Genomic DNA, 19,730 nt, shown 5'->3' with positions numbered 1-19,730 from the left:
CGGCCTGGAGCCGGGACCCATAGCCACCGATGCTGATTGTTAAGAAAGGCTGGAGCGCCAGCTTGGTCTAACGCAAGCCTGTGGTTATGGGTCCCGGCCTTCGCCGGGACGACAGCAGTATCTCAAACCAGCCGCTTGCGGATCATGTCCTCGATGGCGGCGAGTTCGCGGTTGGCTTGGTGAAGCTGGGCCTCGGCGGCCTGTGCGCGGAACTCGGCGGCGATCGCATGATCCTCGGCGCTGACGATACGCTTTTCGGCCCGCTGCATGGCCTTCGCCATTTCCTCGAGCCGGGCATTGAAATCATTGATCAGTTCGCGGCGCGAGCGCTCGGAAGTGTCGCGCTGCTTTTCGGCCAGCCGCAGCCGCTCGGTGGCGCTCTTGCACAGCGACTGGGCGCGGGCTTCGGTCTCGCGGGCCTGGTTTTCGATGCCCTCGAACATCTCGGTGGCCTGCTGCATCAGGCTGAGCGCTGTCGTGCCGGGTCCTTTCGCGGGTTGCCGGGCAAAACTGACGACTTTCTCTTCTTCGTCGGGCAGCGGGGCGGGCGCGGTGGGATAGCGGTAATCCCAGATGTCCTCACGAAGCTGCTGATTTGCGCGGTACGCCATACGGGAGGCCCTTTTTCGAAACGCCGGTTGCGAAAAAAGGTACGCAAACATGGTAAACCGCGGGTTAATTACCGGCCAAGCTTGGCGACAGGGAGCAAGCGACAGGCGGGAACCCGAGCGGCGAACAGAGCCGCCCCCTTATCCCGTTCAGGATGACCCGCTTGGTCAGACGGATCGGAAAGCTATTTCTTTTTGCCCGAGGCAAAGCCCGATTGCAGGTTGCCGACGCCCTTCTGGCTCGGCGCCGCGGCGATGGTCTTGATCTTTTCCTTCTTCGGCTTCTTGGTTTCGCGATTGCTGCGTTGCTCACCCTTGGCCATGCCGGTCTCCCGTCGATTTGATGATGTTAAGCGGCTCTGAGGGTAGCGATTTGCCGAAGGATAGATACAGGGCCGCTTCGGCCAAACCCGATTTATTTCACGGAAGCGGGCTCGCCATGCCGTAAGGTCACGCAGCGATTCCCGGCAAAGCCTGATACCCCAACAGCAAAGCGAGCCCGCATGAGCGACCGACTGGACAATTTGAAGAAGGCGAGGGATCGCATGCTCGAAGACCGCGATGCGCACGCCAAGGTGCTCGCGGCGCCGTTCGACCGCGACAAGGCCGAGCGGGCGCGCGCCAAATTCCTGGAGATGCAGGTGTTGATCGATGCGATCGACCGCGCGATCGCAGGCGAACCGGCGACGGCATAAGCAGGCTGCCGCCTACGACGCCCGCGTGGTTTCGCCGACCAGACACGGCACGCTCAGAAATCCGCGGAAGCGCACCCGGCCGCCGCGCACCGGCTCGCCGTTCAGCGCATAGTCCGGAAACCGCGCCAGGAAGCGCGAGATCGCGATCGCGCCTTCTAATCGCGCCAGCGCCATCCCGGCGCATTGATGCGCCCCGGTACCGAAGGCGAGATGCCGGTTCGGCGTGCGGCCGATATCGAGGTTTTCGGGATCGGCAAACTGGGCAGGATCGCGGTTGGCGGCGCCGATGCACAGCGTCACCGGCGTGCCTGACGGCATGGCTACGCCGCCGAGCTCGACCGGCTCGACCGTCATGCGGTTGCCGAGCTGGTTCGAACTTTCGAACCGCAGCATCTCCTCGACCGCGGTCTTGATCATAGCGGGATTTTCGATCAGCCGCGTCTTCTGGTGCGGGTAATGCGACAGCGCCACCAGCCCGTTGCCGATCAGATTGGTGGTGGTCTCATGGCCGGCGTTGAGAAGGAAGATGCAATTGTGCAGCAGTTCCTTCGAGGTCAGCCGCTCGCCATTGTCCTCGCCAAAAATCAGCCGCGTCAGCACGTCGCGTTCGGGGTTGCCGGGGTTCGCGCGCCGCCGCTCGACCAGGATTTCGAGATAGCCAAGAAAATCCTTCACCGCCTCGTTGCCGCGCGCAAACGCTTCCCTGCTGATCACGGGCTCCAGCGCGCCGAGAATGGCGAGCGACCAGTCGCGCAGCGGCTCGCGTTCCTCGTGCGGGACGTCGAGCAGGTTGCCGATCACTTCAATCGGGATGGCGGCGGCAAAGTCGTCGATCAGGTCGACCCTTTCCTTGGCGGCGAGACCGTCGAGCAGCCCGTCGACCAGCCCGATCAGGTCGCTCTCCATCGCGGCGATCGCGCGCGGTGACAGCGCGCCCATGATCAGCCGCCGCACCCTGGTGTGGGCGGGCGGATCGTTGAAGACGAGGCTGGTGGTGTGGTGCTCGTAGAGCAGGCTGTCGCCATATTTCGGAAGAAACTCCTTCTTCTTGTCGGACGAAAACACCTTGGTCGCCTTGTAGGCCGCGACCAGATCGTCATAGCGGGTCAGGAAGTAGGAGCCGTTGCGCAGCCGCTTGACCGGCTCGTTCTCGCGCAGGGCACGATAGGTCGGATAAGGGTTGGCATAGAAGTCCGGCGTCAGCTTCTCCAGGTCGAAATCCGCCGACAGCTCCCGTGCATCACAATTCATGGCGCGTCATGCTCTTTGCGAAGGTGGACAAGACTGGCGCGGTCGCGTCAGTTTAAATTAGTCGCAGTTGCAACTAATTTAAACTCCGTCCCCGGGCCGGGGTCAACTCCAATTGAAGCCGTTGCACGGTTTTCGCGCCTTTGGCAGGCGGCGTGCCGTGTACCGTCCAGCCCAAAGCGCTCCCGCGCCCCGAGTGAATGCGAACGCCGCGCTGAGCGACGGCTCCAATCTGGAGCGGTAGCTCCAGCCGGGATGCCGATTTCATTATCGCCTTCGCGGCGCGTTGGAATTGCAGCCGATCTGGGCCGAAATGTCCGGTTTGCGCTGCAATAAAACCTTGACTTGGTCAAGGTGAGTGATTACTCACACGCCCATGTCCAGCCTTCGCATGACGAGTGATTTGCGGCGTCAATTGATATTGAGCGCTGCCAAGCGGTGCTTCGCCCGCAATGGCTTTGCCGGCACCACGACCAAGAGCGTGGCGGCGGCGGCTGCCATTTCGGAAGGGCTGCTGTTCAAGCATTTCCCCTCCAAGGCGGCGCTCTATGCGGAAATCCTGGCGGAAGAGTGCGAGGCCGACCCGGATCTGGTGCATCTGCTGGGCCAGGCGCCGTCGACCGCGACCTTGGTCGAACTGATCAAGGGCATGGTCGGGCACTTCATGCAGGTCTCTGACGGCCCCGACGAGGAAGAGGCGCAGCGGCTGCGGCTGATGACGACGAGCCATCTCGACGACGGCGAATTCGCCCGGCTGCTTTACGCCAAGGTCAGCGAGCTGATCGGCTCGGTGTTCACCGCCTCGCTCGAAAGCGCGATTGCCGCGGGGGACGCGTCGAAGATCGGCAGCGAGCCGCTCAACCTGTTCTGGTTTGCGCATCACACCGTGCTGATGGCCGCGCTGTCGCGGCTTCCTGCGGTGCCCTGTCTCACCTACGGCAACGCCGCCGATGTCGAACGGCAGCTTTGCCAATTCATCCTTCGCGGCATCGGACTAAACGAGGCTGCAATCACCAGGCATTTGGACCACGAGCCGTCGCCGAATTCGGGACAATCGGTAACTGCAGAAAGTGCATGAAATGAACATCGTAACCGAAAGCCACCTCAAGGGTCAGCCGATCGGCGACAAGGCGCGCAAGCGTCCGGTCCGGATGGTGCGCTGGTTCATCGTCGTCGGGCTGTTGCTGAGCCTGCTGGTCGGCGGCCTGGTCTGGTTCAACTATTTCCGCGGCAAGATGATCGCGCAGTTCTTTGCCAACAACAAACCGCCGCCGACCAGCGTCAGCGTTGCCGACGCGAAGTCCGAAGTCATACCCAACCTGTTGACCGCGGTCGGCGATCTGGCCGCCGTGCATCAGGTCAATGTCACCTCGGATTTGAACGGCCGTATCACCGAGATCATGTTCACCGCGGGCAGCACCGTGAAGGAAGGCACCCCGCTGGTGCAGTTGTTCGATGGTCCCGAGCAGGCCGACCTCGCCAGCTTCAAGGCGCAGGCGACGATGGCGCAGCTCTCGCTCGAGCGCGCCAAGCAACTGGCAAGCCGCCAGTTCGGGCCGCAGGCAACCGTCGACCAGGCGCAATCGGCGTTCGACCAGGCCAATGCCGGCATCGCCAAGACCCAGGCCATCATCTCGCAAAAGCAGGTGCGGGCTCCGTTCGACGGCGAACTCGGCGTTCGCAGGGTCGAGGTCGGTCAGTACCTGACGGCGGGAACGCAGATCGTTTCGTTGACCGATCTGTCGCGGCTGTTTGCCAACTTCACCGTGACGGAGAAGGACTCAGGCGCGCTCAAGGTCGGACAGATCGTTCGTATCGGGGTCGACGCCTATCCGGGCCGCAAGTTCGAGGGCAAGATCACGACCATCGAGCCGCAGATCGCTACCGACACGCGCAACATTCGCGTGCAGGCGACGATCGACAACCCCGAACGCATCCTCAAGCCGGGCATGTTCGCGACCACCACGGTGGTGCTGCCGGACAAGCCGCCGGTCATCACCATTCCCGAGACCGCGGTCGATTACACGCTGTATGGCGACTCCGTCTATCTCCTGACCGAGAAGAAAGAGGATGACGGCAAGACCAGCCTGACGGCGGTGCGCACCTTCGTGCAGACCGGCAACCGCATCGACGGGCGTGCCGAGATCCTGAAGGGGCTGAAGCCCGGCGATCGTGTCGTTGCGGTCGGACAGCTCAAGCTGCAATCGGGTGCGGCGGTGACGGTTTCGGCCGATCCGGCGCCTGTGATTCCGGCGAAGCCGCCGCGCTATTGAACGTGACGCGGCCGCAGGGCCGCGTTTGCAACATCAGGATTCAGGCATCGGTCTCGTGGAGGGACCGTGCCCATACGTTTGAACTGGATAACCAGCGATGGCCTTAACTGATATCTTCATCAAGCGCCCGGTTTTGTCGGTCGTCGTTAGTTTGCTGATTCTCTTGCTCGGTCTGCGGGCCGCCAGCGTCTTGCCGATCCGGCAGTATCCGAAGCTGTCGAACACGGTGATCAACGTCACCACCGTCTATCCGGGCGCGTCGGCGAATTTGATTCAGGGCTTCATCACGACGCCGATCGAGCAGGCGATCGCCTCCGCCGAAGGTGTCGACTACATCACGTCGTCGTCGGTGCAGGGCACGAGCACGATCCAGGTCTACATCAAGCTGAATTTCGATCCGAACCAGGCGCTGACCGAAGTTCTCGCCAAGACGAACTCGGTCAAATATCTGATCCCGAAAGAATCCAACGATCCGATCGTGACCAAGACAACCGGTCAGACAACGGCCGTGATGTATCTCGGCTTCTCCAGCGAGGAGTTGTCCGGTTCGGCGATCTCGGACTACCTGACGCGCGTGGTCCAGCCGGTGCTGTCGACCGTCGACGGCGTGGCGTCGGCCGACATTCTGGGCGGCCAGACGTTTGCGATGCGGCTGTGGCTTGATCCGGTCAAGATGGCCGGGCGCGGCGTATCGCCGAGCGATGTCCAGGCGGCGATCCAGGCCAACAACTTCCAGGCCGCCGCCGGCCAGGCCAAGGGCTACTTCATCGTCTCCAACATTACGACCAATACCGACCTGCGGAGCCTCGATCAGTTCAAGCGGATGATCGTCAAGTCCAAGGACGGCGGCTTTGTTCGGGTCGAGGATATCGCGACCGTCGAGCTGGCGGCGCAAAGCACCGACGCGAGTGTCGCGTTCAGCGGCGAGCGCGCGATCTTCATCGGCGTGCAGGCGACCCCGCAAGGCAATCCGTTGACGCTGGTCAAGGGCGTGCGTGCGCTGTTTCCGGAACTGGAACGCAACTTGCCGCCTTCGATGAAGATGAAGGTGGCCTACGATTCTACCAAGTTCATTCAGTCATCGATCGACGAGGTGCAGAACACGCTGATCGAGGCGATGCTGATCGTCGTGGTCGTGATCTTCCTGTTCCTGGCATCGTTCCGTTCGGTCATCATTCCCGTCGTCACAATTCCGCTGTCGCTGATCGGCGTCTGCAGCCTGATGCTGGCGCTGGGCTTCAGCTTCAACCTGCTGACGCTGCTGGCGATGGTGCTCGCCATCGGGCTCGTGGTCGACGACGCCATCGTGGTGGTCGAGAATATCCATCGCCATCTGGAAGAGGGAAAAACACCGGTACAGGCGTCACTGCAGGGTGCGCGTGAGATCGTCGGTCCCGTGATCTCGATGACGATCACGCTGGCGGCCGTGTATGCCCCGATCGGATTCCTCGGCGGCTTGACCGGCTCGCTGTTCCGCGAATTCGCCTTCACGCTCGCGGGCTCGGTGATCGTGTCCGGCGTGATTGCGCTGACGCTGTCGCCGATGATGTGCTCGGTGCTGCTCAAGAGCGCCGAAGAGGGGCGTTTCGCCAGGATCGTCAACCGGGTGTTCGGCGCGATGACGCGCTGGTACGGAAGGCAACTCGATCGCTCGCTCGACTATCGTCCGATCACCGGCGTGTTCGCGCTGACGATCCTCGGTCTGGTCGGGTTCCTGTATATGAACACGGCCAAGGAACTTGCGCCCGAAGAGGATCAGGGCATCGTGTTCTCGGTGACCAAGGCGCCGAAATACGCCAACATCGACTATGTCGACTTCTACGGCGACAAGCTCGACAAGGCGTTCGCCAAGTTTCCTGAAACCGACCTGCGCTTCGTCCTGAATGGCATCAATGGGCCGCAGGGCGGCATCGCCGGCATGCTGCTCAAGCCGTGGGACGAGCGTGAACGTTCCTCGATCAAGCTGAAGCCGCTGGTACAGGCGGAGATCAGCAAGATCGAGGGTGTCCAGGCGTTCGCGTTCAACCTGCCGCCGCTCCCGGGCGGGCCCGGCGGCCTGCCGGTGCAGATGGTGATCAATTCGACCGCCGGCTTCCAGGCCGTCTATGAGGAGATGAACAAGCTAAAGGACGCGGCGCGCAAGAGCGGCCTGTTCATCGTCTCCGACAGCGACCTCGACTTCAATCAGCCGGTGGTGCGGGTCAACATCGACCGTTCCAAGGCAAGCGACCTCGGCATCAACATGGCGCAGGTCGGCGCCACGCTGCAGACTCTGCTGGGCGGCAATTACGTCAATCGCTTCAACCTCGAGGGGCGCTCGTATCAGGTGATCCCGCAGGTGCCCCGCGGCATGCGGCTGTCGCCGGAATCGCTCGGCGGTTACTACGTCCCGACCAACACCGGGCAATTGGTGCCGCTGTCGACCATCGTGTCGATCGAGACCGCGACCGATCCGAATTCGCTGACGCATTACAACCAGCTGAACTCCGCGACATTCCAGGCGGTGCCGATGCCGGGTGTGACGGTTGGGCAGGCGGTGGACTTCCTCGAAGGTGAAGCCAAGAAGCTGCCCGCCGGCTTCGGTCACGACTATCTGGCCGATTCCCGCCAATATGTGCAGGAAGGCAACCAGCTCGCGATCACCTTCGGTTTCGCGCTGATCATCATCTTCCTGGTGCTGGCGGCGCAATTCGAAAGCCTGCGCGATCCGCTGGTGATCATGATCAGCGTTCCCATGGCGATCGTCGGCGCGCTGATCCCGCTGTTCTTCGGCGTGGCGACGATCAACATCTATACCCAGGTCGGATTGCTGACCCTGGTCGGCCTGATCACCAAGCACGGCATCCTGATGGTGGAGTTCGCCAACGAACTGCAGCTCAAGGAAGGCCTCGACAAGCGTTCGGCGATCGAGATGGCGGCCCGGATCCGGCTGCGTCCGATCCTGATGACGACGGCGGCGATGGTCACCGGCCTGATCCCGCTGCTGACCGCAACGGGCGCAGGTGCGGCGAGCCGCTTCTCGATTGGTCTCGTCGTGGTCTCCGGCATGTCGATCGGTACGCTGTTCACGCTGTTCGTGCTGCCGGCGGTCTATGTCTGGATGGCGACCGACCACCAGGCCAAGGCTGGCTCGCAGCGGACGAAGGAAATCGCGGATTTCGATCTGGGAACGCCTGGGCTCAAACCGACCTGAGCACAGCAGGCGGATAAACTTGCAACGGCGGCGGTCCTGATCGCCGCCGTGTCGTTATGAACTCCGGCTTGCCGCAGTGCGGCAAGAGACAAGCTCAAGGCTTCTTGATAGCTTGGCCGGCATGAGCATTTCCCTGCATCCCGGCACCCCAGAGGGGCGCACGCTGGCGGCTGCTTCGCCCGCGGAGAATGCTGTGCCCGCGCAGGGGGCGCCCGGGACCAGAACCCGCAACCGGCTGTTCACCAAATACGTCGCGCTGTTCGTTGCCGTGGTGGGCGTGGCGCTGCTTTCCAACGGGATTTTCGAGGTTTTCTTCTATTATCGGGAGCACAAGACCTCCCTGATCCGGATCCAGCACGAGCAGGCCGAAGCCGCCGCGGCCAAGATCGGCCAGTTCATCAAGGAAATCGAAAGCCAGCTGGGCTGGACCACCCAGTTGCCCTGGTCGGCCGGATCGCTGCAGGATCGCCGGTTCGACGCGCTCCGCCTGTTGCGGCAGGTGCCGGCGATCACCGAACTGTCGCAGATCGATTCTACCGGCAAGGAACGCCTGCGGGTGTCGCGGCTGGCAATGGATGTCGTCGACTCCGGCCTCGACCTTTCCCAAGACCCGAAATTCACGGAAGCCGTCGCCAACAAGGTGTTTTACGGGCCGGTGTATTTTCGCCGGGAGTCCGAGCCCTACATGACGCTATCGCTGGCCGGCACCCGCAAGGATGCCGGTGTCAGCATCGCCGAGGTCAATCTGAAGCTGATCTGGGATGTGGTCTCGCAGATCAAGGTCGGCGAACGCGGCCACGCCTATGTCGTCGGCCCGACGGGACGCCTGATTGCCCATCCCGACATCAGCTTGGTGCTGCGCAACACCGACATGTCGAAGCTCAGCCAAGTGCAGGCCGCCCGCACCGGCAGAACCAGCGAAGCCGTTGAATTGCAGGGCGCGCTGAACATCCAGGGGCAGGAGGTGCTGACGGCATCCGCGCCGATCGCCCCGCTGGGATGGACTATGTTCGTCGAACTGCCGGTCAACGAAGCCTACGCGTCGCTGTATCAGGCGCTGCAGCGGCTTGCCTTGCTGCTCGCGGCGGCATCGATCCTTGCGGTGCTCGCCGGAATTTTCCTGGCACGTCGCATGGTCGGCCCGATCCAGGCATTGCGAGCCGGCGCCGAACGCATCGGCGGCGGCGATTTCGCCCAGCGCATCAACATCAAGACCGGCGACGAACTCGAAGGCCTCGCCAATCAGTTCAACGACATGGGCGCGCGGCTGCAGGAGTCCTATGCCGACCTGGAGAAGAAGGTCGAGACACGGACTGCGGAGCTGAGAGAAACGCTCGATCAGCAAACCGCGACATCGGAAGTATTGGAAGTCATCAGCTCATCTCCGGGCGAACTGGATCCGGTGTTCCAGAAGATGCTCGAAAACGCCACCCATATCTGCGGCGCGCATTTTGGCACGATGAATCAGTACGACGGCAACTGCTTCCGCAACGTTGCACTCTTCAACGTACCGCAAGCATATGTCGCGCAGGCGGATGAGCCGATCTATCCGCACCCGAAGAGCGGTCTTGGCATGATTGTAAGAACGCATCAGGCGGTCCAGATCGAGGATCTTCGGACACAACAGCCCTATCTCGAAGGCCATCCAGCCGTTGTTGCGATGTCCGATCTTGCGGGGGCCCGAACGATTGTCATCGTTCCGCTGCTCAAGGAAAACGAACTGATCGGCACGATCGCGATCTATCGCCAGGAGGTCCGGCCATTTACCGACAAGCAGATCGCGCTTGTCAGCAGTTTCGCCAACCAGGCCGTGATCGCCATCGAGAATACGCGGCTGCTCCGAGAATTGCGCGAACGTACCAAGGATCTGAGCGAGTCTCTCGACGATCTCCGCACCGCGCAGGACCGCCTGATACAGACCGAGAAACTGGCTTCGCTCGGCCAGCTCACCGCGGGGATCGCCCACGAGATCAAGAACCCGCTCAATTTCGTCAACAATTTCTCGGCGCTGTCGTCTGAACTGATCGACGAGCTGAACGATGTGCTGAAGCCCGCCGCGCTCGACGGCAAGACCCGCGAGGAGATCGACGAACTCACCCATATGCTGAAGGGCAATCTCGAAAAGGTCGTGCAGCACGGCAAGCGCGCCGACTCGATCGTCAAGAACATGCTGCTGCATTCGCGCGAGGGATCAGGCGAAGTCCGGTCCGCCGACATCAATGCGATCATCGAGGAAAGCCTCAACCTCGCCTATCACGGCGCGCGGGCGGAAAAATCCGGATTCAACATCACGCTCAAGCGCGATCTGGATCCCGAGGCCGGCATGATCGATCTCTATCCGCAGGAAATCACGCGGGTATTCCTCAACCTGATCTCGAACGGCTTTTACGCCGCGACCAAGCGCAAGGAGAAGGGCGAGGAGGGCTTCGAGCCTGTTCTGACGGCGACGACGAAAAACCTCGGCAACAAGGTGGAAATCCGGATTCGCGACAACGGCACCGGTATCCCCTTGGAAGTGAAGGAAAAAATGTTCAATCCCTTCTTCACGACGAAACCCGCTGGCGAGGGAACCGGGCTCGGATTGTCGATGAGTCACGACATCGTGGTGAAACAGCATGGCGGCAAGATCGACGTACGGACGGAGCCTGATGTATTCACCGAATTCATTATTACGCTGCCGCGAAAAGGCGTAGCGCTGGCATGATCCCGAAAACTGGAGACCGATTTTCGGATAAGATCATGCCCAACGATACTGGAGGCAAAAATTGAGCGTTTACATCCTCGTTGTGGATGACGAGCCCGATGTCGAAGCGCTGTTTCGGCAGCAGTTCCGACGCGATCTCAAGTCCGGTCGCTTTACCATGGAATTTGCGCCGTCGGCGCCTGCGGCACTGGAGCGTGCTGCGGAAGTTCGTGACCCGTCGCTGATCCTGATCCTGTCCGACATCAACATGCCCGGCATGAGCGGGCTTGAAATGCTGCCGAAGGTGCGCGCGGCGCGGCCTGATGTGCCCGTCATCATGATCACCGCCTATGGCGATGCCGAAACCCGCCGCAAGGCGATCGAGCGCGGCGCGATCGGCCTCTTGACCAAGCCGATCGATTTTGCGCTGCTGCGCCACGAGATCGATACCCGGCTCGGGCAAGCCGCATGACCGCAACGATCCTCGTCGTCGACGACGAGCCCGATCTCGAGGCTCTGGTGCTGCAGAAATTCCGTCGCCAGATCCGCGACGGCAGCGTGACCTTTGTGTTCGCCCATGACGGAATCGAAGCGCTGGCCTCGATCGAGCAGAACCCGCATGTCGACATGGTGGTATCCGACATCAACATGCCGCGCATGGACGGCCTGTCGCTGCTCGCCAAGCTGCAGGAGGCCGAAGACAAGAAATCCACCATCATCGTGTCCGCCTATGGCGACATGAGCAACATCCGTACCGCGATGAACCGCGGCGCGTTCGATTTCCTGACCAAGCCGATCGATTTCGGCGATCTGGAAATGACGATCGACAAGACCATCCGCCATGTCGAGATGATGCGCGAGGCGCGCCGCCGCCAGGCCGAGGCCGAGCGCGCGCACGCTTCGCTGTCGCGCTATTTCTCGCCGCAGATTGCGAGCCGTCTTGCCGCCATCGGCGACAGCGACGGCATGGAGGTGCATTGGCGCGAGGTCGCGGCGATCTTCACCGACATCACCGGTTTCACCTCGCTGGTCGAAACCGCCGCACCCGACGTGCTGGGGACGCTGCTCGGCGACTATGTGGGCGGCATGACCGATGTGGTGTTCGCGCATGAGGGGACGGTTGCCAAGATCATCGGCGATGCGATCCAGGTTCTGTTCAACGCGCCGGGGGATCAGCCTGATTACGCCAGGCGCGCGATCGCCTGCGCCCACGATCTCGATAGCTGGGCGCAGGAATTCCGTCTGCGCTGGAAGAAAAAGGGTGTGAGTTTCGGGGCCACGCGCGTCGGTGTCCACGCCGGTTCCGCGCTGGTCGGCAATTTCGGTGGCAGCAGGTTTTTCGATTACACCGCCTATGGTGACACCATCAACACCGCGGCGCGGCTGGAGGCCGCCAACAAGCACCTGGGCACGCGGATTTGCGTCAGCGCCGTCGTCGCTGATGGCGCCGGAGATTTCCGCGGCCGGCCGGTCGGCGACCTCGTGCTGCGCGGGCGCAGCGAGCCGCTGCGCGCCTATGAGCCGTTGACGGCAGCAGTGTTTGAGAGCCCCGCGACGTCGCAATATTCCGAAGCCTTCGCCAAGCTCGAGGCCGGTGACCCGGCGGCAATGCCGGCCTTTGCCGCGCTGGTCGGCGCGCATGCCGACGATGCGCTCGCCGGCTTTCATTTGAAGCGGCTGCTCAACGGCGCCAAGGGCGTCCGCATGCAATTGGAATAACGGGAAACGGAGAGCGGATATGACGACCGACTTTGTCGCAGGCAATTACCGGTTCATCCCGGCGGTGTTTCAGTATTCGGCTGGGGCTGCGGCCAACCCCGGTTTCGAGATCGAGCGGGTGCGGTTCGACAAACCGGTGGCGCTGGCCGAAGGCTTTGCCCAGATTGCCAAATACATTCAGGCCGAGGGCAGGCCGTTGACGTCGTTCTGCGCCTGCGAGCTGCGTTCGCCGGCCGCCTTCACCGATGAAGGATTCCGGAATTTCAACCTGCACTACGTCAAGACGCTCGCCGAATGGGATATCTATGACGGCACCACGAACCCGGTGGCGCGCAGCAATGTCTGTCCCGAGATCGACCCGCCCGCCGAGCCGTCGTTCTACGCCTTCTCGTTCACGCGCCCGAGCGGCAACATGACGCCGAGTTTCGTGATTGCGGGTAGCGGCGAATCGCTGGAAGGTGGCGCAACCTATGCCGAGCGCACCGTGCGTTACCGCGACCTCAGCCCCGACGGGTTGAAGGAGAAAGTGAGCTACGTGGTCGGCGCCATGGAAAAGCGCATGGCCGAATTCGGCTTCGGCTGGAAGGACGCGACGGCGGCGCAGACCTACACGATCCACGACTTCCATCCGATGTTTGCCGAAGAGCTGGTCCGCCGCGGCGCCGCGCGTTCGGGCCTGACCTGGCATTTTGCAAGGCCGCCGGTGATTGATCTCGAGTATGAGATGGATTGCCGGAGGGTGTTGCGGGAGCTGGTGATTTAGGGGTCGAGTTCTGCCGTCATTGCGAGGAGCTCTTGCGACGAAGCAATCCATCCATCCGTTACGCCGCGAGATGGATTGCTTCGCTACGCTCGCAATGACGGGGTTAGAGCGGTGTACCTACCGCTCCCTTGGATCAAGCGCGTCGCGCAGGCCGTCGCCGACCAGGTTGAACGACAGCACCACGAGGAAGATCGCCAGTCCCGGCCAGATCGCCATCCAGGGCGCGTTGGTCAGGAAGCGCTGCGCGGCGTTGAGCATGCTGCCCCAGGACGGCGAGGGCGGCTGCTGGCCGAGGCCGAGGAACGACAGTGCCGCTTCGGCAATGATGGCGGCCGCGATCGACAGCGTTGCCTGCACCAAAAGCGCCGGCATGATGTTCGGCAGGATATGGAACAGTGCGATGCGCCAGCGCGGATTGCCCATCGCGCGCGCCGCCTCGACATAATCCTCGACCTTGACGCTCATCACCTGGCCGCGAGTCAGCCGCACGAAGATCGGCGTCGCCGAGATGCCGATCGCGATCATGGCGTTGCCGAGGCTCGGGCCGAGAAACGCCGCCAGCGCAATGGCGAGGATCAGGAACGGGCAGGCCAGCATCGCATCGGTGATGCGGCTGATCAGGCTGTCGATGAAGCCGCCGCGATAGCCGGACAGCAAGCCGAGCGGTACGCCGATGCCGAGCGCAATCCCGACCGAGATCGCGCCGGCCATCAGCGAGGCCCGCGCGCCATAGACCACGCGGGCCAGGATATCGCGCCCGAGATCGTCGGTACCGAACCAGTGCTGCCACGTCGGCGGCTTGCGTACCAGCGACCAGCTGGTTGCGATCGGGTCATAGGGCACGATCAGCGGCGCGAACAGCGAGAGCACCACGAACAGCGCGATGACGACGAGGCCGACCACGGCGCCCTTGCGCTTGAACAGCCGACGCAGCGCGCGCCGCGCCGGACTCTCCAGTTCATCGGAGGCGACTTTTGGAAGGGGGCCGAGGGCGACGTCGGTCATCGGTTACGCCCTCAGCCGCGGATTGACGAGGACATAGGCGATATCGGCGACAAGGTTTAGCGTGATGTAGATCGTTGCGGTCGTCAGCACGACGCCCTGCACGACGGCGTAGTCACGGTTGAACACGGCGTCGACGATCAGCTTGCCGAAGCCGGGAATCGAAAAAATCTGCTCGGTCAGCACCGCACCCGACAGCAGCGTGCCGAGTTCGAGCGCACCCAGCGTGATCACCGGCGTCAGCGCGTTGCGCATCGCATGCTTGAGGATCACCGAGCGTTCGGAAAGGCCCTTCGCGCGCGCCGTCCGCACGTAATCGCTCTCCAGCACCTGCAGCATGGCGCTGCGGGTATGCCGCATCAGGATCGCGGCGATGGCGTTGCCGAGCACGAAAGCGGGCATGATGGTGGAGGCGAGGCTGGCGCGCCAGTTTTCCGACAGCGGCACATAGCCGGAGGCCGGAAGCCAGCCGAGCTCGATCGAGAACAGGAAGATCAGCATGATGCCGAGCCAGAAATTCGGCGTCGAGATGCCCCACAGCGCGAACAGGTTGGCACCGTAGTCCCACGCCGTGCCTTTCTTTACAGCCGATCCGATGCCGGCGGGAATGCCGATCAGGATGGCGATCACGATCGCCATCGAGCCGAGCTGGATCGTCACCGGCAGTTTCTGCGCGATCAGGCTCAGCACCGGCACCTTGATGCGCAGCGACTCGCCGAAATCGCCCGACAGCACGCCCTTGACCCAGTAGACGTACTGGATCGGGATCGGCTGATCGAGCCGGTATTGCGCGCGGATCTGCGCGATCACCTCGGGATCGCGCTCCTCGCCGGCCATGACCAGCGCGGGATCGCCGGGCAACAGGTGCTGCAGCGAAAAGATCAGGACCGACACGAAGAACAGCGTCGGGATCAGCTGCAGGATACGCTGGCCGAGGAAGTTCAGCATGGCAGCCGTGTTGTCTGGAGTAAGGGCAGTTTGGATTGTGCTGACGGTGCCAGCCGCACGGTTCCCTCCCCCCTTGCGGGGGAGGGACAGGGAGAGGGGTGGCTCCGGGCGAGCGGGTCATGATCGGCCAACGGTGCTCGCAACTCACCGGCACCACCGCTGTGGCACCCCTCTCCCCAACCCTCCCCCGCAAGGGGGGAGGGAGCAGAGCGGTGCGCTCGGCTAAACATCCTCACTTCAGCGTCAACCCGGTCACCCGCACCAGCCCGTCCGGCATCTGCTTGTAGCCCTCGAGTTTCGTACTGTGCGCGATCAGGATCTTGCGGTGATAGATGTAGAGCAGCGGCTTTTCTTCCAGCACGAGCTTGGCCAGCTTCTCATAGATGGCCTTGCGCTGCGCCTGATCCGTCACCAGACGCCCGTCGTCGAGCGCCTTGTCGGCATCGGCATTGGACCACGCGCTGTAGTTCTGCGGCGCGTTGGATTTCTGGAACACGTAGGAATTGCCGTCGGGATCGATCCGTCCGCTCCAGGCCAGCATGAAGGCCTGGTATTCGCCTGATTCAGCCAGCTTCAGCGAGGTTGCGAATTCGGTGACCCTGATCTTCATGTCGAAGCCGGCTTCGGAAGCCATCGACTGGATCACCTGTGCGACTGCTTCGGTTTCCGCGCCCTTCGGCACCATGAAATCGACGCTGACGGGCGCCGTGACGCCGGCTTCCTTCAACAGCGCCTTGGCCTTGGCGATATCCCGCCCACGGACCGGAAAGGCCTTCTGGTAATAGGGGTGATCGGGATTGACCCATTGGTTGCCGGGCTTGAATTCGCCGTTGAACACCACCTGGTTGATCGCCTCGCGGTCGAGCGACAGATCGAGCGCCTGCCGGACCTTGGCGGACTGGCTGAGCGGACCCTTGGCCTTGTCCTTGCCGACGTTCAGCGTCACGCCCTGATAGCCGAGCTCGATGGCGCTGGATAATTTCAGTTTGGGGTCGCTCACCACCGCCTTGATGTCGGTGGCGAGCAGGCGTTCGATCAGATCGAGGCCGCCGGATTTGAGATTGGCAAGGCGCACGGTGGCGTCGACCAGCGGCAGATAGACGATGCGGTCGATCTTGATCGCGTCCTTGTTCCAGTAGTCGGCGAATTTCTCGAACACGATGCGGTCCTGCTGCACGCGCTCGACGAATTTGTAGGGACCCGCGCATACCGGCTTCAGGCCGAACTTGTCGCCTTCGGCCTTCGCCGCCTTCGGCGAAACCATCATGCCGGCGCGGTCGGTGAGCTGGGCGATCAGCGGCGAGAACGGCGTCTTCAACACCAGCTTGATGGTGAGGGGATCGACCACCTCGACACGGTCGAGTTGCGCCAGCTCCGGCTTGCGGAACGAGGTCGCCATCGTCATGTGGCGGTCGAGCGAAAATTTCGCGGCCTCGGCGTCCAGCGGCTCGCCGTCGTGGAATTTCACGCCCGGCCGCAGCTTGATGATGACCTCCTTGCCGTCGGCCGAGGTCTGGTGCGACAGCGCGAGCTGCGGCACGATGTTGATCTTCTCGTCGATGTCGAACAGCTTGTCGCAGAAGCTGGCGAACACGATGCGGCCGACATAGGTACGCGCCAGGGTCGGATCGAGAATATCCGGATCCTCGGCCAAGCCGATGCGCAGCGTGGTCTGGGCCTGAACACTCGCCTCGAACGACAGCAACAGAGCCGCCGCAGTCACCGCCAAACGCAAGATTTTCATCGCACCCATCCTCTGATTACACTGCTGTTGGTCGTGTTCCTGATATATCAACCCCGTTGCGGCCCGCGCCTTCCGCCCGTCCAAAGGCGGCGACCAGTTTTTCCAGCACCGGCGAGAAGCCACCATCCGAGGGAACGATGCTGTCAGGCGCCGGCAGTTCCGCCATCCGGTGGCAGGCGGTGGCGTGACCGGTGTGGTCGGCAAGCAATTGAGGCTCTTCGGTGCGGCAGCGCTCGACCACATAGGGGCAGCGGGTATGAAAGCGGCAGCCGGACGGCGGGTCGAGCGCGCTCGGCATCTCGCCCTGCAGCACGATGCGGCTGCGTTTGGCTTGCGGCTTGGGTACGGGAATAGCTGACAACAGAGCGCGGCTATAGGGATGCCGCGGGGCGGCGAACAATGCCTGCGCCTCCGCGGTTTCGACGATGACGCCGAGATTCATCACCGCGACGCGGTCGGCGATGTGTTTTACGACGGCAAGATCGTGTGAGACGAAGATGTAGGCAAGGCCGAGCCGGTTCTGCAAATCGCGCAGCAGGTTCAGGATTTGCGAGCGGATCGAGACGTCGAGCGCCGACACCGGCTCGTCGCAGATGATCAATTTCGGTTCCACCGCCAGCGCCCGCGCGATGGCGATACGCTGGCGCTGGCCGCCGGAAAATTCATGCGGATAGCGCCGCGCAAAGCGCGGCTCCAGCCCGACCAGCCGCAGCAATTCCTCGACCCGCTCGCGGCGGCGCGGCGCCGGCACCAGGTCGTGCAGCGCCAGCGGCTCCGTCAGGATCTGGCTGACGGTCATGCGTGGATTGAGCGAGGCGTAGGGATCCTGAAAGATGATCTGCGCGTCGCGTCGGAAGTTGCGCAGCTCATTGGCGCCCAGCGCGAGGAGATCGCGGCCCTCGAAGCGAACGCTGCCGGCGTCCGGCTCGATCAGCCGCAGCACCAGCCGGCTCACGGTGGATTTGCCGCAGCCGGATTCGCCGACCAGCGCCAGCGTCTTGCCGGCCTCGACACGGAAGCTGACACCGTCGACGGCCTTGACGAAGGCAGTGGCGCGGCCGAACACCGAACGTCCCGCGACGAAATGCTTGACCAGGCCGTCGACCTCCAGAAGGGCCGTCATGACACCAGCCGCTCCAGCGGCGCCCTGATGCAGCGCGAGGCGTGGCCGGGGCTGAGGATCGCCAGCGGCGGCGGCGCCGCGACGCAGATGTCGGCGACAAAAGGACAGCGCGCCGAGAAGCGGCAGCCGGGCGGCGGGTTGGCCATGTTCGGCACCATGCCCTCGATGGTGGCCAGATGCGAGGCACGGCGACCCAGCCGCGGGATCGAGCCGAGCAGGCCGACGGTGTAGGGATGCTGCGGATTGGCGAACAGCTCATCAACCGGCGCGCGCTCGACGATCTCGCCGGCATACATGACAGCGACTTCGTCGCAGACTTCGGCAACCACGCCGAGATCGTGCGTGATCAGAATGATAGCGGCGCCGCTCGCAGCTTTCAGCTCGCGCATCAGATCGAGGATCTGCGCCTGCAGGGTGACATCGAGCGCGGTGGTCGGTTCGTCCGCGATCAAGAGGCGGGGATCGCAGGCCAGCGCCATCGCGATCATCACGCGCTGGCGCATGCCGCCTGAAAGCTTGTGCGGATATTCGTCGATTCGCTTGTCGGGTGAGGGGATGTGGACGCGGCGCAGCAGTTCGATGGCGCGCTCGCGCGCCTGGCGCTTCGATCCGCCGCGATGGCGCAGGATGGTCTCGATGATCTGGTCGCCGATCGTGAAGCTCGGGTTGAGCGAGGTCATCGGTTCCTGAAAAATCATTGCCAGCCGGTTGCCGCGCAGGTCGCGCAGGGTCTCGTCGGGGACGTCGAGCAGATCAAAACCATCGAAGCGGATCGAGCCGGAGACTACCGCCGAATGCTTTGACAGCAGTCCCATGATGGCCAGCGAGGTCACGCTCTTGCCGCAGCCGGATTCGCCGACCAGTCCAAGTGTCGCGCCATTGGCCACGCTGAGATCGACGGCATCGACCGCATGGGTCGCGCGGCCATCGTCGCCATGGAAGACGACGCGGAGTCCCTCGATTTCGATCAGCGGGCTTGAAGTCATGCCTTGCCTGCAGCCGCCGCTTTGATGCTGGCCTCGATGCCGGCGTCGATGGTCGCGCGATCGGTAATCCCTGCAGGATTCTTGCGCGTCGGCATGAAGGCGCGGAAATGCACCCAGCGCTCGCGGCTCACTTCTTCAAGCCGCTCGAGCTCGCGCAGCGGATCGGTATGGTCGTCGACGCGCAGATTGAGCTCGGACCATTCCTCGTCGCCGTGGATCAGCAGTGCCGCGGATTGCTTGCCGCGCTTGTCGCCGCCCACGGCTTCGCCCGCATGCATTGCCGCGATCAGCCGGCGGGGAAAGGGCAGGCCGGCATTGGCGACATAGGCATTTGCGGTGTCGTCGAGCACGGCGGCGCCCGCCAGCATGTTGCCCGCGATCGAAAAGCCGTCGCCCTGGATGTGTCCGCACCAGTCGACGCAATCGCGGCCGGTATGCGCGGCAATGCGGCCCCTCGCATCCATGATGTGCAATTGCCGGCTTTCTCGGCCGTCGTCGGTGGCGATCAGGGTCTTGAGGATGTCGTCCGGTTCACGACCCTCTCTCAACAGCTTGACGCCGTCGATGCCGTAATAGGGATTGACCAGTGCCTGGGTCGCGATGCCGCCGATGCCGGCCACGATATGTGGCACGCGCGCGCCGACCGCGAAGAATTTGGTCGCGACCGCGATGCCGAACTGGCCGGTCGCGGGATCGCGCGCGATGATCGACCAGGTCATCTCAAGCCTTACAAGTCATCTTGGTG

At 63.0% G+C, this 19,730-nt stretch carries 17 protein-coding genes; 8 read left to right on the top strand and 9 right to left on the bottom strand.

Going from position 1 to position 19,730, the window contains the following annotated elements; all coding sequences use genetic code 11:
• Positions 1-122 precede the first annotated feature (122 nt).
• The gene (locus JQ574_RS19340; protein WP_212210546.1) at positions 123-611 is read right to left on the bottom strand and encodes a hypothetical protein; all 489 of its coding nucleotides are present in this window, start codon (positions 609-611) and stop codon (positions 123-125) included.
• Positions 612-793: 182 nt separating this feature from the next.
• On the bottom strand, positions 794-931 hold the full coding sequence (locus tag JQ574_RS19335; protein ID WP_211997565.1) for a hypothetical protein: 138 nt from the start codon (positions 929-931) through the stop codon (positions 794-796).
• 180 nt (positions 932-1,111) lie between these two features.
• On the opposite strand from JQ574_RS19335, the gene JQ574_RS19330 reads away from it, so the two are divergent.
• Positions 1,112-1,303 carry a hypothetical protein gene (locus JQ574_RS19330; RefSeq protein WP_211997564.1) on the top strand — a complete coding sequence of 64 codons (192 nt, stop codon included), beginning with the start codon at positions 1,112-1,114 and terminating at the stop codon, positions 1,301-1,303.
• Positions 1,304-1,315: 12 nt separating this feature from the next.
• Here the strand turns inward: JQ574_RS19330 and JQ574_RS19325 are convergent, their stop codons facing one another.
• Positions 1,316-2,554, bottom strand: coding sequence for a cytochrome P450 (locus JQ574_RS19325; protein ID WP_212383778.1), 1,239 nt, complete (start codon positions 2,552-2,554; stop codon positions 1,316-1,318).
• A 373-nt stretch (positions 2,555-2,927) separates the two neighbouring features.
• Between JQ574_RS19325 and JQ574_RS19320 the strand changes: the two genes are divergently transcribed.
• The 7 genes from JQ574_RS19320 to JQ574_RS19290 all read left to right on the top strand — a co-directional run bounded on the left by JQ574_RS19320 (position 2,928) and on the right by JQ574_RS19290 (position 13,182).
• Entirely contained in the window at positions 2,928-3,629 is a 702-nt protein-coding gene (locus JQ574_RS19320) for a TetR/AcrR family transcriptional regulator (protein ID WP_212210549.1), read from the top strand.
• A gap of 1 nt (position 3,630) precedes the next feature.
• A complete protein-coding gene (locus JQ574_RS19315; protein WP_212210552.1) occupies positions 3,631-4,824 on the top strand; it encodes an efflux RND transporter periplasmic adaptor subunit in 1,194 nt (397 codons plus the stop codon).
• Positions 4,825-4,921: 97 nt separating this feature from the next.
• Positions 4,922-8,017 carry a MexW/MexI family multidrug efflux RND transporter permease subunit gene (locus tag JQ574_RS19310; RefSeq protein ID WP_212210554.1) on the top strand — a complete coding sequence of 1,032 codons (3,096 nt, stop codon included), beginning with the start codon at positions 4,922-4,924 and terminating at the stop codon, positions 8,015-8,017.
• 121 nt (positions 8,018-8,138) lie between these two features.
• Positions 8,139-10,721 carry an ATP-binding protein gene (locus JQ574_RS19305; RefSeq protein ID WP_212210556.1) on the top strand — a complete coding sequence of 861 codons (2,583 nt, stop codon included), beginning with the start codon at positions 8,139-8,141 and terminating at the stop codon, positions 10,719-10,721.
• A 61-nt stretch (positions 10,722-10,782) separates the two neighbouring features.
• Positions 10,783-11,172, top strand: coding sequence for a response regulator (locus tag JQ574_RS19300; protein ID WP_212210558.1), 390 nt, complete (start codon positions 10,783-10,785; stop codon positions 11,170-11,172).
• On the top strand, positions 11,169-12,419 hold the full coding sequence (locus JQ574_RS19295; protein WP_212210560.1) for an adenylate/guanylate cyclase domain-containing protein: 1,251 nt from the start codon (positions 11,169-11,171) through the stop codon (positions 12,417-12,419). The genes JQ574_RS19300 and JQ574_RS19295 overlap by 4 nt, the downstream gene beginning before the upstream one ends.
• Positions 12,420-12,438: 19 nt before the next feature.
• The gene (locus JQ574_RS19290; protein ID WP_212210562.1) at positions 12,439-13,182 is read left to right on the top strand and encodes a hypothetical protein; all 744 of its coding nucleotides are present in this window, start codon (positions 12,439-12,441) and stop codon (positions 13,180-13,182) included.
• Between the two features lie 117 nt (positions 13,183-13,299).
• Here JQ574_RS19290 and JQ574_RS19285 read toward each other — a convergent pair whose 3' ends face one another.
• The 6 genes from JQ574_RS19285 to JQ574_RS19260 form a co-directional block, all read right to left on the bottom strand.
• Entirely contained in the window at positions 13,300-14,187 is an 888-nt protein-coding gene (locus tag JQ574_RS19285) for an ABC transporter permease (RefSeq protein ID WP_212210564.1), read from the bottom strand.
• A 3-nt stretch (positions 14,188-14,190) separates the two neighbouring features.
• Positions 14,191-15,132, bottom strand: a complete 942-nt coding sequence (locus tag JQ574_RS19280; protein ID WP_212383776.1) for an ABC transporter permease — start codon at positions 15,130-15,132, stop codon at positions 14,191-14,193.
• A 232-nt stretch (positions 15,133-15,364) separates the two neighbouring features.
• Complete coding sequence (locus tag JQ574_RS19275; RefSeq protein ID WP_212210567.1) at positions 15,365-16,876, bottom strand: ABC transporter substrate-binding protein; 1,512 nt, start codon at positions 16,874-16,876, stop codon at positions 15,365-15,367.
• 16 nt (positions 16,877-16,892) lie between these two features.
• A complete protein-coding gene (locus JQ574_RS19270; RefSeq protein ID WP_212383774.1) occupies positions 16,893-17,999 on the bottom strand; it encodes an ABC transporter ATP-binding protein in 1,107 nt (368 codons plus the stop codon).
• Positions 17,996-18,985: an ABC transporter ATP-binding protein gene (locus JQ574_RS19265; RefSeq protein ID WP_212210569.1), complete on the bottom strand. Its 990-nt coding sequence runs from the start codon at positions 18,983-18,985 to the stop codon at positions 17,996-17,998. The genes JQ574_RS19270 and JQ574_RS19265 overlap by 4 nt, the downstream gene beginning before the upstream one ends.
• Complete coding sequence (locus JQ574_RS19260) at positions 18,982-19,704, bottom strand: DUF1028 domain-containing protein (protein ID WP_212210570.1); 723 nt, start codon at positions 19,702-19,704, stop codon at positions 18,982-18,984. The genes JQ574_RS19265 and JQ574_RS19260 overlap by 4 nt, the downstream gene beginning before the upstream one ends.
• Positions 19,705-19,730 lie beyond the last annotated feature (26 nt).

It is taken from the genome of Bradyrhizobium sp. AUGA SZCCT0158 (genome assembly GCF_018130065.1).
Lineage (GTDB): Bacteria > Pseudomonadota > Alphaproteobacteria > Rhizobiales > Xanthobacteraceae > Bradyrhizobium.
This window is presented reverse-complemented; position numbering and strand designations above follow the sequence as displayed.